The 13,587-nt window shown below is 54.5% G+C and carries 13 protein-coding genes; 7 read left to right on the top strand and 6 right to left on the bottom strand.

What is annotated here, in order from left to right; genetic code table 11:
• The first annotated feature begins 1 nt into the window (after nt 1).
• From HNR65_RS06075 to lgt, 4 genes are read left to right on the top strand one after another with little or no spacing between them, the layout of a single operon-like run.
• Complete coding sequence (locus tag HNR65_RS06075; protein ID WP_181550590.1) at nt 2-1,189, top strand: efflux RND transporter periplasmic adaptor subunit; 1,188 nt, start codon at nt 2-4, stop codon at nt 1,187-1,189.
• Nucleotides 1,186-4,344, top strand: coding sequence for an efflux RND transporter permease subunit (locus HNR65_RS06070; protein ID WP_181550589.1), 3,159 nt, complete (start codon nt 1,186-1,188; stop codon nt 4,342-4,344). The genes HNR65_RS06075 and HNR65_RS06070 overlap by 4 nt, the downstream gene beginning before the upstream one ends.
• A 5-nt stretch (nt 4,345-4,349) precedes the next feature.
• Nucleotides 4,350-5,345, top strand: a complete 996-nt coding sequence (locus HNR65_RS06065; protein ID WP_332309016.1) for an arsenic resistance protein — start codon at nt 4,350-4,352, stop codon at nt 5,343-5,345.
• The gene (gene lgt, locus HNR65_RS06060; protein WP_181550587.1) at nt 5,342-6,124 is read left to right on the top strand and encodes a prolipoprotein diacylglyceryl transferase; all 783 of its coding nucleotides are present in this window, start codon (nt 5,342-5,344) and stop codon (nt 6,122-6,124) included. The genes HNR65_RS06065 and lgt overlap by 4 nt, the downstream gene beginning before the upstream one ends.
• A 40-nt stretch (nt 6,125-6,164) precedes the next feature.
• On the opposite strand, the gene HNR65_RS06055 is transcribed toward lgt, so the two are convergent.
• From HNR65_RS06055 to HNR65_RS06035, 5 genes are all read right to left on the bottom strand, one after another.
• Nucleotides 6,165-6,959 (bottom strand): sulfite exporter TauE/SafE family protein, encoded by a 795-nt coding sequence (locus tag HNR65_RS06055; protein WP_181550586.1) that lies wholly within the window; start codon nt 6,957-6,959, stop codon nt 6,165-6,167.
• Nucleotides 6,960-6,965: 6 nt separating this feature from the next.
• Nucleotides 6,966-7,367, bottom strand: coding sequence for a rhodanese-like domain-containing protein (locus HNR65_RS06050; RefSeq protein ID WP_181550585.1), 402 nt, complete (start codon nt 7,365-7,367; stop codon nt 6,966-6,968).
• Nucleotides 7,368-7,385: 18 nt separating this feature from the next.
• A complete protein-coding gene (locus HNR65_RS06045; protein ID WP_181550584.1) occupies nt 7,386-9,053 on the bottom strand; it encodes an adenylate/guanylate cyclase domain-containing protein in 1,668 nt (555 codons plus the stop codon).
• A gap of 36 nt (nt 9,054-9,089) precedes the next feature.
• Nucleotides 9,090-9,401: a NifB/NifX family molybdenum-iron cluster-binding protein gene (locus HNR65_RS06040; RefSeq protein ID WP_181550583.1), complete on the bottom strand. Its 312-nt coding sequence runs from the start codon at nt 9,399-9,401 to the stop codon at nt 9,090-9,092.
• Nucleotides 9,402-9,649: 248 nt separating this feature from the next.
• Nucleotides 9,650-11,053: a sigma-54 interaction domain-containing protein gene (locus HNR65_RS06035; protein ID WP_181550582.1), complete on the bottom strand. Its 1,404-nt coding sequence runs from the start codon at nt 11,051-11,053 to the stop codon at nt 9,650-9,652.
• A gap of 173 nt (nt 11,054-11,226) precedes the next feature.
• On the opposite strand from HNR65_RS06035, the gene HNR65_RS06030 reads away from it, so the two are divergent.
• The 3 genes from HNR65_RS06030 (at nt 11,227) to arsB (ending at nt 13,137) form a co-directional block, all read left to right on the top strand.
• Nucleotides 11,227-11,559 carry a DUF4405 domain-containing protein gene (locus HNR65_RS06030; RefSeq protein ID WP_220128306.1) on the top strand — a complete coding sequence of 111 codons (333 nt, stop codon included), beginning with the start codon at nt 11,227-11,229 and terminating at the stop codon, nt 11,557-11,559.
• Nucleotides 11,560-11,663: 104 nt separating this feature from the next.
• Complete coding sequence (locus tag HNR65_RS06025; protein WP_181550581.1) at nt 11,664-12,029, top strand: ArsR/SmtB family transcription factor; 366 nt, start codon at nt 11,664-11,666, stop codon at nt 12,027-12,029.
• A 40-nt stretch (nt 12,030-12,069) separates the two neighbouring features.
• The gene (gene arsB, locus HNR65_RS06020) at nt 12,070-13,137 is read left to right on the top strand and encodes an ACR3 family arsenite efflux transporter (protein ID WP_181550580.1); all 1,068 of its coding nucleotides are present in this window, start codon (nt 12,070-12,072) and stop codon (nt 13,135-13,137) included.
• Nucleotides 13,138-13,317: 180 nt separating this feature from the next.
• Here arsB and HNR65_RS18140 read toward each other — a convergent pair whose 3' ends face one another.
• Entirely contained in the window at nt 13,318-13,446 is a 129-nt protein-coding gene (locus HNR65_RS18140; RefSeq protein ID WP_269750861.1) for a hypothetical protein, read from the bottom strand.
• Nucleotides 13,447-13,587 lie beyond the last annotated feature (141 nt).

The raw sequence follows: 13,587 nt of genomic DNA, 5'->3' as shown, positions 1-13,587 counted from the left end.
AATGAGACGCGGATTTCGCATCGGAATACCGATACTGGTAATCATCTGTCTGGTTGGCGGTGCCATATTGCTGGTCAAACAGAAAAAAAAGGACCTGGGCCAGACACCGGCCTACGGCTTAAAGCCCCGGCCGGTGACTGTGGCTGTTGCTGAAAAAGGGGATCTGGCCCTGAAAAAAGAGTATCTGGCGGTGGTGGAACCGTTTAATGAAGCGCGGGTATCGGCACGGGTGACGGCTGAGGTGGAAGACATCCGGGTGGATGAAGGCGACGGGGTCAAAGCTGGAGAGGTTCTTGCCGAACTTGACGCTAAAGAGGTTGAATACGCCATTGACGCGGTATCTTCCCGCATTGAACAGGCCAGGGCCGAGCTTTCCGGCAGCCGGGCCACGGTCGAAGCCCTCAGAGAATCCTATGCGTATTGGCGGGCAGAAAAAAAACGGTCCCGTGCTTTGTCAGAAAAAGGTGCGATTTCCAAATCCGAGGCAGAGCAGACAGCACAAAAGGCCGCGGATATCAAGGGAAAGTTGACGGCAGCCCAAACGAAATCTTCAGCTATTGAAAGACAGATTGATGCCTTGAAAAAGCAGAAGGCTGAACTGTTCACCCGGCGCGGCTATTACACCATAAAAAGCCCTTTTGACGGCATTGTCACCGGGCGCCTGGCAGATTTAGGGGATATGGCCGCCCCGGCAAAAACCTTGTTCACGGTCCAGGACCCGTCCGGGGTCAAAATCGCCTTTGACGTACCCCAGAAGGACCTGCCCGAAGTACAAAAGGGACTTAAAGCCGCTTTTGAGGTGAATGGCGGCATGCAAAAGGCCGAAATCCGGCTCATGGAGCCGGCCCTGGACAAGGCGAAAATGATGCGGGCCGAGATCTGGCTGGACCGGGCGGCCGCAGCCGGTCTTGACACGGGCGCCTATCTGCCGGTCACCGTAAAGGTCGCGCAGCTCACCGACGTGATCCTGCTTCCGGCATCGGCTCTGATCGAAGGCCCGCAGCAGGGCAGGACCCATGTATTTACGGTGAAAGACAAAACCCTTTCCGCAAAGCCGGTCCAACTCCTGGGACGCACTGCGGACCGGGCGGCGGTCCGGGGAATTGATGCAAAAACACAGGTGGTCGAAAACACCTATCTGGGTTGGGCGACCCTTTCCTCCGGAGAGAAAGTAGAGGTTGTGCAATGAATATCAGCCGGGCAGCTCTGAATCATCCTTATGCGGTTGCGGCCGCGGTCCTGCTGGTAGCGGCCATGGGGTTTATCGGCTTTCTACGCACGCCATCGGAGCTTTTTCCGGATACCTTTCCGCCCCAGGTGGTGGTGGTGACGGTACAGCCCGGGGCCTCAGCCGACGATGTCAGCGACAAGATCACGGAAGTCATTGAAAAAGAAATCAACACCTTGAGCGGACTGGAAAGTATCCGCAGCACCAGCCGCGACCAGGTCTCGTCCGTGATGGCGGAATTTTCCTACAGCAAAGACCCGGGCCAGGCCATTCTGGATGTGCAGAATGCCATGGCCCGCATCCGGGCGGATCTGCCGGTAAACGCACAGGAACCCAAACTCTATCGCCTAAGCGATGCCACGGCCCGCCCGCTGCTCACCCTTGCCCTGCGGCCGAAAAATGACAGCCGGCGCGATCTTTCCGAAATCCGGCTGCTGGCGGAAAACCAGATCCAGGACCGGCTCCTGGCCATAGCGGGGGTGGCGGACGTGGACGTCTTCGGCGGGCATCGGCCGGAAATCCGGGTACGTGTGGACCGGGACGAACTGGCCGCCAACGGGGTTCACATCGGCGAGGTCATTGCGGCTTTGGCCGAACAAAACATCTCGGCGCCGGCAGGCAACATCTATGCGGGCGACAGCGAATACCTGGTACGTATTGCCGGAGAATTCAAAAATTTAAGCGAAATCCGCCAACTGCCGATCCGCCGGCCGGGCCGTGGTCTGCTGCGCATATCCGATGTGGCCGAGGTGGAACTTACCGAACAGGAGCCGCGCTCTGCCTATCACGGAAACGGCCAGGCAGCCATCGCCCTGGGCGTCATCAAGCCGGAAGGGGGCAATACCGTGGCCGCCATTGAACGGGTCAAGTCCTTTCTGCCGGAACTCGCCGCCCTATATCCCGATATTGCCTTTGAACTCACCCAGGACCAGCAGCCGTTGATTGACATCAACATGCACGGCATGGTGCTGTCCATAATCGAGGCCGTGATCTTTACCGTGGCGGTGATCTTTTTATTTCTGGCAGAGGCGCGGGCCGCCCTGGTGGCCGGCATCACTATACCGCTTTCTTTTCTGTTCACCCTGGCCGTGCTCTGGTTTACGCCCTATACCTTAAACATGGTCACCCTGTCTGGCCTGATCGTGGCCACCGGTATGGTGGTGGACGCCTCCGTGGTGGCCCTGGAAAACATCTACCGCCATTTTCATGCCGGCAAAGGCCCGGATGGAACAGAGGGCCAACCGGATGCCAAAACCGCCGCCGACACCGGCGCCAGAGAAATCGCCCTGGCCATCACCGCCGGCATGCTCACCACGGTGGCGGTCCTGGTGCCCATCATCTTTATCGGCGGCTATCCCGGGCGGACCATCGGCCGGCTGAGTCTGACCATCTCCCTGACCATGGTGGCCTCGCTGGTTCTCGCCCTGACCCTGGTGCCGCTGCTGACCTCGAAGGTACTCGGCCGGAAACGGAAAAAGAAGAATATCGCCGAACGCGTCGCCTCATGGGTGGATGTGGGCGTCGGTTTTATCCGGCGCTTCTATGTATTTATCTTAAAAAGCGCCCTGCGCTGGCGCCTGGTCACCTTGATCCTGGCCGCGGCTTTTTTTGTGCTCAGTGTCCGAACCATCCCGCCGATTATCGGCGGGGCTCTCATGCCGCCCATGGATACGGGAATCGCCATTGTCGAATTCGACCTGCCGGCCACAGACGGCATCGGGCAGATGGAAAAAACCCTGAACCGGGTGGAGGAAATCATCTATGCCCAGCCCGGCATCGAAAAGGTCTCCTCGGTGATCGGTTCGGAGCCCGGTGCCATTTCCTTTGGCACCGGCGGCGCCACCACCCAGTCCGCCTCCATCACGGTTGAACTGGTGGACCGGACACAGCGGGAAAAGTCCATCTGGGCGATCGAGGAAACCTGGCGGGAAAAGCTGCGGCAGGTGCCGGGGATCAAAAGCTTCCGGGTCAGCGAGTACGGGGCCACGCCCATGGCCACCACCAAGGCGCCCGTGGATATCATCATCAGCGGACCGGATGCCAGGATACTGGACCGACTGGCCGACCAAACCATGCAGCGGCTGCAGGGCGTGCGCGGCCTTACCGATGTACGCCGAAGCTGGCATTTTGATCAAAAACAAGTGGATGTGACCGTGGACCCGGCCCTGGCGCGCATGTACGGCACCTCCCCGGAAGAAGTCTCCCGGCAGGTCAGCGCAGCGGTGCAGGGCGTGCCCGCCACCTCCATGCGGCTTGCAGATTTTCTCGATATTCCCATCCGGGTGCAGTACGGCCGGTCTGATCGCAACAGCCTGTCCGCCCTGGAACATGCCTATGTGGGATCGGATTTCGGCCCCATACCGCTGCGGGCCATGGCAGAAGTAGAAACGCAGACCCAGCGCCCCTTTATCACCCGGGAGGATCTGCAGGCCACCATTGATGTGACCGGTGTCAACTTTAATATGACCATCGCCCAGGTCACAGGCATGGCCAAAAAGGCCCTGGCCGGTCTGGATCCGCCGGGCGGCTATAACATCGAATTTGCCGGCACCGCATCGGACATGGAAAGCACTCAAAAGCAGCTCCGCCAGGCCCTGGTCATCGGCATTGTGCTGCTCTATTTCCTGCTTCTGGCCATGTTCGGCTCATTTGCCCATCCCATTACCATCATGGCGGCCATTCCCCTGGCCGTGGCCGGCTCCATGTGGGGGCTTTTATTGTTTGACAAGCCCATGTGCATGCCCGGCACCATGGGCATGATCTTTCTGGCCGGCATCATTATCAACAACAGCGTGCTGCTGCTCGATTTCATCATCCAGGCCAGAAAACAGGGCTCGGAGAAAAACGACGCCATCGTCCGCGCAGTGGAGCTGCGCATCCGGCCCATCCTGATGACTACGTTTTCTACGATCATCGGGCTCTCCCCCCTGATATTTGAAACCGCAGTGGGGCTGGAGCGATTAAGCCCGCTTGGCATCGTGGCCGGAAGCGGCCTTCTGGTGGGCACGTTCCTGACAATGATCGTGGTGCCGGTGGTCTACTCGGGCATGGACAGCATCGGCCATGGGCTTTCCGGCCTGCTGCGGGGACATAGAGCCGGTCTGAAAGAAGCGTAGAGATAGTGATACAACAAGTCTCAAAATACTTGCAAAGATATCTGCCCTTCATTATCTTTGCGGATCTGGCCGCGGCGATAACCGTCGGAAGCCGGTATCCCGACCTGGTGCATTCCTTAAAGCCGCTGATACCCTATGGGATGATGCTTATGCTCGTGCCCATAATGATGGGTATAGCGATCCGGGAGTTAAAGCAGATCGCCACTGACAAAAAAGTGATTTTGATCGCGGTGCTGATCAATTTTGTGCTCTCCCCCGTGGTCGCCTATCTCTGGGCGGAACTGTTTTTTGCATCGCTTGATCCCAAGTTTATTGCCGGATGGATTCTCAAATTAACAGTGCCCTGCAGCGGCATGATGGTCGCCTGGACCGGGCTTTCCGGCGGAAAGACGGAAACCGCCCTTATCGTTCAGGTGCTGAGCTTTCTGGTGGCAATTGCGGCCATTCCGTTCTGGCTGACTGTATTGGCTGGCAAATTTGTGGTCATCGATTTCTGGTTTATGGCCCAACAGATCTTCTGGATCATTATTTTGCCCATGATCGTCGGTATCGGCGCACGAGAGGGCCTGATCATTCCCAGATACGGAAAAGAGGTGTTCAATCAAGACATAAAGCCTTTTCTGCCGCCACTGGCAAGTATTGCCATGGTTTTCGTCATTTTTATCGCCGTTTCCGGGGAATCGGAGCTGATCCTGCAGAATCTGAACCTGTTCTGGATCCTGGCGGCTTCCGTGTTTATTGTGTATCCGCTATTGTTCCTGATTTCGATTTTTGTAGCCAGGAAATCCGGCCTGTCCTACGAATACGCGATTGCCATCGGATTCGGGACCACAGCCAAAAACCACGGCATCACCCTGGCACTGACTGCCACCACATTCGGCGGGCTTTCTGTTCTGCCGCCTTCTGTTGTGCCCATGTTCCAGGTCCTGCTGATGCTTGGCATATGGAAATTATCGCCATGGGTGAAAAGATATTTTGAGAAACACGGCCCTCCGGCATGATTGTCCTGCCCGAAATAGACCCGGTTGTATTTGAAATCGGCCCGCTGGCTGTGCGCTGGTACGGGCTGATGTATGTTATCGGTTTTGCCGCCGCCCTAGTGCTGGGCACCAGGCGCGCCAGGCGCAAGGATTCGCCGATGACGCCGGCACAGTTTCAGGACCTGGCCTTCTATGCCATAGTCGGCCTTCTCATCGGCGCAAGGATGGGCTACATGATCTTTTACGACAGCGCCGCATTGGTCACCGATCCATTGGAGATATTCAAGGTCTGGCACGGGGGGATGTCCTTTCACGGCGGACTGCTCGGCATTGTGGCGGCGGGTTCGGTTTTTGCGAAACGACATGATATCCATTTCCTGGATCTGGGGGATTTTGTCGCCCCCCTGGCCCCGCCGGGCCTTTTTGCCGGCCGCATCGGCAACTTTATCAACGCCGAGCTCTGGGGCCGGCCCGGCGATGTGCCCTGGGCGATGGTTTTTCCCGGACCGGGTGCCGGCGCAGTGCCCCGCCATCCCAGCCAGCTCTATGAAGCCCTGCTGGAAGGCGTGGTCTTATTTTTCATTCTCTGGTTTTTTCCCCGGCAGCCGCGGCCCAGAGGCATGGTTCTCGGACTTTTTCTGCTTCTTTACGGGTTTTTCCGCTTTCTGGTGGAATTTTTCCGGCAGCCCGACCTCCATCTTGGCTTTGTGGCCCTTGATTTTCTGACCATGGGCCAGATCCTGTCCCTGCCCATGATCGCGGCAGGGGGTTTTCTGCTATTCTGGAGCCAGAGAAAATAGCTGCCGTAAAAAGGCGTTTCGGATGAAAATGAATCACACATCACACCATCACTGCATTGATCACCATAAAAGCCGCCGCCAGCCAATTTGTATAGGCAAATATCTGTTTCAGGTATTTCGGCTTCGTGTTCAGGGCAAAATTTCCGCCGAGAATGCCCCCGAGAACCGTCATTGCAGCCAGAGGCAGCGCCCATTGCGGATTAAAATCGCCCTGCACGGCATGGCCGGTAAACCCCATAAAGGCAATGGCCGCAATCAATATCGAGGCGGTCCCCACAGCTTTGTGCATGGACACCCCGCAGGCGACAACCATCAGGGGCACCAGAAAGGATCCGCCGGAGACCCCGACCATGCCGGAGCCAAAACCGGTGAGCAGTGTTACAGGCACAGCAATCCAGAGATTAACAAAATAGCGATCCTCTCCTGATTTCAGGGATAACGTGCCAAACCTCGGGGTTCGTTCCGGATGCTTGTTTTCGGAAACCGGAACCAGCATGACAGCACCAGCGGCAGCCAGCATGCCCGCAAAGATGATTTTCAGGGCAAAACCGCTGAACAGATGCGAAAAGTAGCCGCCGCCCAGTGCGGCCACAGCCGTCAGGCCGCCGACCAAAAAGGCCAGCGGCCATGACACGGCCTTGTTTTTTTGAAAAACGATCATGGCCGCCACAGATGCAGCAAAAAGGATGAACTGACCGGTAGTAGCGGCCTGGTGCATGGGAAGGCCGCCTATGGCCAGAATCACCACATAAAAATTGCCGCCCCCTTTGCCCACCATTGTCATGGTGACCGCCACGATAAAAATCAGCGCACAGCAAATGACCAGATTCATCATCAGTGCTTATCTCCTTTGCTCTTCGGTCCGGATGTGTTTCAGGAGCATGCCCGGCTTGATGGCCTCGGTAAGCGCGTTATAACCGCCCTCCAAAACCTTTGCCTGCTCAAACCCCTTGGTCAGCAGAAAAGCATAGACAATTGAGGAGCGGACCTGTGCCGGACAGAAAACCGCGATTAAACGATTCTTCGGCAGTTCATCAAATCGGTCAGGCATTTCATTTATCGGGATATGCCGGCACTCGATATTTTCGTGTGCTTTCAAGTTGATGGACAGGGAGGCCGCTTCTTCTCTGGATCGCACATCCAGCAAAATGGCAGACTCTGTTTCAAACAATTTTTCCGGTGTCAACTTGTGCTGCCCGCTGCCAAAAAACTCAAGCGTCAAACTTTTTAACACCTGTTCCATGATTTCCTCCTTTTTTATTTAAAATTCAGCTTTGTCATCCTGGTCATTTAAAACATTGCCCTTCTGTTGATCATCGGCAATAAGCTCGTAGGTTTCAACTGGTTTCATATGGCCCTTTACTTTGTAAGCGCCTTTTTCGCGCAGCCGATATTCAGCGCGAAGCAACTCCCTGGTCTCCCGGGCGATGAGTATATCGCAGTCAAGCTCCTTGGTGAGTTCCTGTATCCTGGAGGCCCGATTGACCGTATCCCCGATCAGTGCGTAAGCGGGATGGTCCCTGCTGCCGGTATTTCCAGCCAGCACCGGCCCGGAACAGATACCCACCCCATGGCGGAAAGGCGGACTGCCTTGCAGCCGCCTTTTTTCATTGAGCTCGGCCAGCCCCCGGCGCATCCGCAGCGCCGCAGAAACCGCTTTATCCGCATGATCCTCAACTTCCAGGGGAACGCCGAATACCGCCTCGATCTCATCACCGACATACTGGAGGACAAGCCCGTCATTGGCCCGGACCGCCTCCTCCATCCTGGTAAAGTATTCACGCATACTCAGGATCACCTCTTCGGGTGCGTTTGACTCCACAAACGGGCTAAAATTCCGCAAATCGGCAAAAAGCAGGGTGGCCGTCTTTTTTTCCCCGTCCAGCGGAATCTCGCCGGAAAGGATCTTGTCCCGAATCTCCGGGGTGACATATCGGCCAAAGGATTCCCGGACTCGCTCGCGCTCGGCCAGTCCCTGGATCATCCGGTTGCCGGCCTCTGCCAGAACCCCGAGTTCGTCATTGGACACCACCCGCATCCGCTGGGTAAAATCGCCTTTTTCCACCTTTGCCACCACATCGAGCATGGCATAAATGGGTTCGACCATGGAGCGGCCCACCAGGCGGTTGAGCCGGAATCCAATCACCACGAAAATCGCGCACAGCACCAGGGTAAAGGAAAAAATATCAAAAACGAGCTGGCGGGAAAAATCCGGCTCACCCATCACGTCCCACAAAACAAAGGCCAGGGTCACCACCAGAATCAAAAAAGGAGTAAGCGTGCCGGTAAGATTGAGCAGCCGAATCCGGCGCATGACATCGATACGCACAGCTCCGGGCACCCGGGTCAGGCCGCCTTGCGGAAAAACCAGGGGAATGCAGCCATTCCTGGCATAGCTTTCCACGATAAAAAACGACAGGCAAGCCGTAATCAGACCGATCATCACCGAGCGAAAGAAAAGAAGTGAGACAATCCTGACATCCATAAAAAATATATCAAAAGTCCAGAAATAGCAGATCAGAACAAGGGGCACGGCAATGTAGACCGCCAGGTTGGTGGCAGCCAGAATGATCGGCAGGTTCAGGACCCGTTTTTTGACCTTTTCCTCGCTGTTTTGGTCACACTGTTCCCCCCGGGCCCGGGCGGAAAGGTAAGCGAACACCGGGCTCTGAAACTGATACTGCAGCAGGGCAACCAAAATAAGGATAAACGGGAAAAGCATCATCAGGTAATGCCCGGTGCCGTTTTCCAGAAGCGCTTTGCCGACCCATTCTGAGGTCATGGGGGTAAAAAAATTCAGAACCAGGATAATGGCCAATCCCAGCAAATTGGCCCCAATATTGCGGAAATAGAGGCTGAAATAGATTCTCCAGCGGGGGAACCCTCCATTTTCAAAATCGCTGCCCCTCTTTGTCCGCACCCGCTCCATTGATAAACACGTCCTTTCCTTGATACCGCAACTGTATTATGCCGAAAACCCTTCCGATGCCGTCAGGCTCGTCACCACCTGTTCGGCTTCTCCTTTTTGATTTTCCACAACAGCAACTCCCTGCAGTTGCAGCCACTGCCTGCAGAATTTCTGAATGCCCCCGCAGACCAGGACATCTGTTTTCACCTTGACGATTTTACGGGCCATTTCCATGGGATCATCGGTGTCCGGTTCCATTATCCATTTTTCCCGGATGGTTCCGTGTTGCACTTCATAAAACACGATGGCAGGGGAACTTCCGAAATACGGAGCCACCCGCCTGCCGAATAAAGGGACCCCCACAATCATTTCTGCTCCCAATGATATATTTTTGGTTTAAACGGGTTTTATCCCTGTGACCCGAAGCCATGAAAACCCTTCAGATCCCGGGGCATGCCTTTACTTTCTCATATATAAGCATAATTGGTGCCAGCATGAGCAGCAGCTTGGCACAACACTAAATATTGTTGAAATTTCAGTGTGTTGAAAGTAAATAAGGAAAAACGGCGGCGGTTTTGGATGGCCGGGGATGTTGCAAAAAATGAAACCGTTTCAGGCTATGTTTCACTTTCAGGCGGGGTGATGCCCAGTTTCTTCATTTTCCGCCAGAGGGTGCTCCGGCTGATGCCAAGGGCTTTTGCGGTCTTTTCCCGGCTGTTTGCGTTTTGCCTCAGGAAAGTGCGGATCTTTTCGGCTTCAATCTGCTGCTGCTCAGACAGCCGGGGGGCTGCCGGACCTTCTTTCTGTGCAATTTCCGGGGGAAGGTGCTGTTTTCTGATAACCGAATCCTTGCAGGTAATAAAAGCATACTCAATGGCGTTTTCCAGTTCCCGGACATTGCCGGGAAACCAATATTCCATAAGTGCCTGCAGGGCATCCGGTGCAATTTCCCGGATGTTTTTCCCTTTGCTCAGCTTCAGCTTTTCAATAAACCGGTCCGCCAGAAGGGGGATATCTTCTCTTCTTTCACTCAGGGGCGGCAGTTCCAGTGTGACCACATTCAGGCGGTAAAAAAGGTCTTCTCTGAATTCCCCATCTGCCACCCGCTGTTTTAGCGGAAGATTGGCCGCTGCAATGATCCGGAAATCCGATTTCACAGTGCGGGTGCCGCCAACCGGGGTAAATTCCCGGCTCTCTAAAACCCGGAGCAGATCGGATTGAAAGGCAAACGGCGTGGTCCCGATTTCATCGAGAAACAGGGTCCCCTGGTCGGCTGCAAGGAAATATCCGGACTTATCCCGGACTGCTCCGGTAAACGCTCCTTTGACATGGCCGAACAGCTCGGATTCGAGCAGTCCTTCGGGCAGCGCGGCACAATTGACCGCAACAAACGGACCCTTGTTTCGCCGGCTCAGATTGTGAATGGCCCGGGCAGCCAGCTCTTTTCCGGTGCCGGTGGGACCCTGGATCAAAACGGAACTGTCGCTTTCGGCAATATCGGGCAGAAAAGAAAGGATTTTCTGCATTTGGGGACTTTTGCCGACAATGTCTTCCCTGACATACTGCCGGTCAAGCCGGCGCTGCAGTTCCTTTAAGTCCGAAAGGTCTCTGAAGGTCTCCACACCGCCGATGACCTCGCCTTTGGCATTGCGGAGGATATTGGTGCTCAGGCTGATGGGCTTCTGCTCGCCCTGCTGTGTAATGATCCGGGCGGAAATATTAATCTGCGGGGCTTCATTTAAAAGCGTTTTTTCCAGTGCACAGTTTTTGGCACAAATATCGGCCCGGAATACATCAAAGCAGAACTGGCCGACGGCTTCCTGCCGGGCAAGGCCGGTAATATGTTCTGCCGCCCGGTTAAAAGAGGTGATCCGTTTTTCCCTGTCTATGGTAAAGACGCCGTCACTGATGCTTTCCAAAATAGTGCAGCATGGCGACTGGATAAGAGAGGTGATGTCGCAGAAAACAGGCCGGAGGTTGTCCGGCAAGGACGGATTTTTTTGTTTTCGACCCTTTTCCATGGCGTCATTATCCGGTTGTTTTGCCGGTTTGTCAACGTCCCTGTTTCTCCCTGTTTTTCCCTGGCGTGCGACATGAAAACCGCTTGTATATTTTGCCCTGATCCTGCATAAAAAGTATTGAATCGCAACTGCGACCGCGGAAACCTGCTATTCTTTATGAAAAGGGGAAAAGCATGAATCAGCAGATAAAAATCAAAAAGATTGTTTCCCTGACCGCATTGCTGTCATTTCTTGTGGTCGTGCTAAACAGCATTGCGCTCTACATTGCACCCCAGGGCCGGGTGGCCCATTGGGTGGACTGGCGCTTTCTGGGGCTGACCAAGACGCAATGGTCCGATCAGCATATCCTGGTGGGCCTTCTTTTTCTGATCGCCCTGTGTCTCCACATTGATATAGCGGCCACCCCGGATTCGCGCATCAGACAGATTGTCGATCAGCATGACATGGAGCCTGCGGATGTCTATGAAATCATCAAAAGCGCCGCAGACAACCGGCCGGATTTGTGAAATATAAAAAAATTGAATTTTTTCTTGACATGCCCGGCCTGTGTTTTTATTTTATTTAGACAATTAACTAAATATGCAAATTTTAAATAACCAAGATATTCTAAATGGAAAAAACACTCAAACAAATCAAAGCGCTTTCCGACGGCAACCGCCTTCGGGTCGTCATGGCCCTGTCAGCACATGATGAACTTTGCGTCTGCCAGATCACCGAGCTTCTGCAGGTGTCAACACCGACGGTTTCAAGACACATGAGCGTTCTGCAGAATGCCGGGCTGGTTGAAAGCCGCAAGGACGCCCGGTGGGTGCACTACCGGTTGTCCGAAAACTTCCCGGAAGCGCTTTTAAACTGGGCAAAGTCTTCAGTCGCCGGCTCCCGGATCATATTGAAGGACAAGCAGGCGCTTGAAACCATTTTGTCCTTTCCGCCGGATGAATTGTGCAAAGCCCGGAAGCAAAGGCCAACAGTATAGCCGGTATCAACCAGAACACTGACAAAGGAGATACGAACCAATGAACGAAAAAAAGGAAAATGTTATGGGGCTCTGGGAAAAATATCTTACCCTGTGGGTTGCCCTTTGCATGGCCGCCGGGATCCTGATCGGGTACGGGTTTCCCGGCATGGCCAATTTTATCGACTCGCTGTCAATCCAGCAGGTCAACATGCCCATCGGGATTCTGCTGTTTTTGATGATCTATCCCATCATGATCCAGATCGATTTCAAACAGGTGGTAGAAGCGGTCAAAGCCCCGAAACCCGTATTGACCACCCTGGTTGTCAACTGGGGTATCAAGCCCTTTACCATGACATTTTTTGCATGGCTGTTTATGACCCAGATCTGGGCGCCGTTTATCACCCCGGAGATGGGGGCCGAATACACGGCCGGCATGATACTGCTGGGCATTGCCCCCTGCACGGCCATGGTCTTTGTATGGAGCTATCTTTCCGGCGGCAACATGGGCCACACCCTGGTCATGGTGGCCATCAATTCCCTGACAATGCTTGTTTTGTATGCGCCATTAGGCAATCTGCTTCTGGGCGTGGCCATGCCCATTCCCCTTGTGACACTGGCCCTGACCGTGGGCGTTTACGTGGGCGTGCCCCTGGTGGTTGGTTATTTGACCAGGAAAATCCTGATTCAGCGCAAGGGAATGGAGTGGTTTGAAAAAGTATACATTAAAGCCTGGGGCAGCGTTTCCCAGATCGCCCTGCTGGTGACGCTGGTGGCCCTGTTCATGCTGCAGGGAGAAGTCATTATCCGCCAACCCATGGTGATCGTGATGATCGCTATCCCGCTGATCATCCAGACGTTTTTCATATTCGGCCTTGCCTACCTGGCCTGCAGGCCCCTTGGCATTGTTTATGAAGACGCAGCCCCCACCTCCCAGATCGGCGCCTCCAACCATTTTGAGGTGGCCATTGCGGTTGCGCTAACGCTTTACGGCACCGGATCCGGGGCCGCGCTTGCAACTGTTGTGGGCGTATTGATCGAAGTGCCCATCATGCTCGCCCTGGTGCGCTTCTGCCTGCGAACACGCGACTGGTTTCCGCGGGAGCCGGAAAAAGCCCCGATCATGTAATGGCTAAAAAATAAGTATACCGCCCCGGTACCGGGGCGGTATTTGCCTGATGGTTTCCCATTGTCCAGGGATCACAGATCATGAGACAGAAAGGGGCTGGGGGCTGCTGCAAAGCAGCAGAAAGGATTATGAGAAACGATTTGTCTGGCCGGGGCCATAACTGACTTCGAAGACCGGCACTCAATGCTCCTGGAGTTTTTTGTCCACCTTTTTGGCCAGGTGATCCCGGATAAATTCCATGGCCTTATCCCGGTCCTCGTCCAGGGCAATGGAGAGAATCTGCCGGAATTCTTCTGTAGAAAGTTCCATTTGTATGTCTTTGAGTCTTCGCATTGTTATTCCCTGATATTAAAATCTCAACTTTCGGGGATGAAATTTAGCCGATATTAAAATTCAACTTACTGATATTATTATTAGTATTGACGGGCTTCGCTTTTTTTGATACTTTTA

Origin of the sequence: Desulfosalsimonas propionicica (assembly GCF_013761005.1) — a bacterium.
Lineage (GTDB): Bacteria > Desulfobacterota > Desulfobacteria > Desulfobacterales > Desulfosalsimonadaceae > Desulfosalsimonas > Desulfosalsimonas propionicica.
This window is presented reverse-complemented; position numbering and strand designations above follow the sequence as displayed.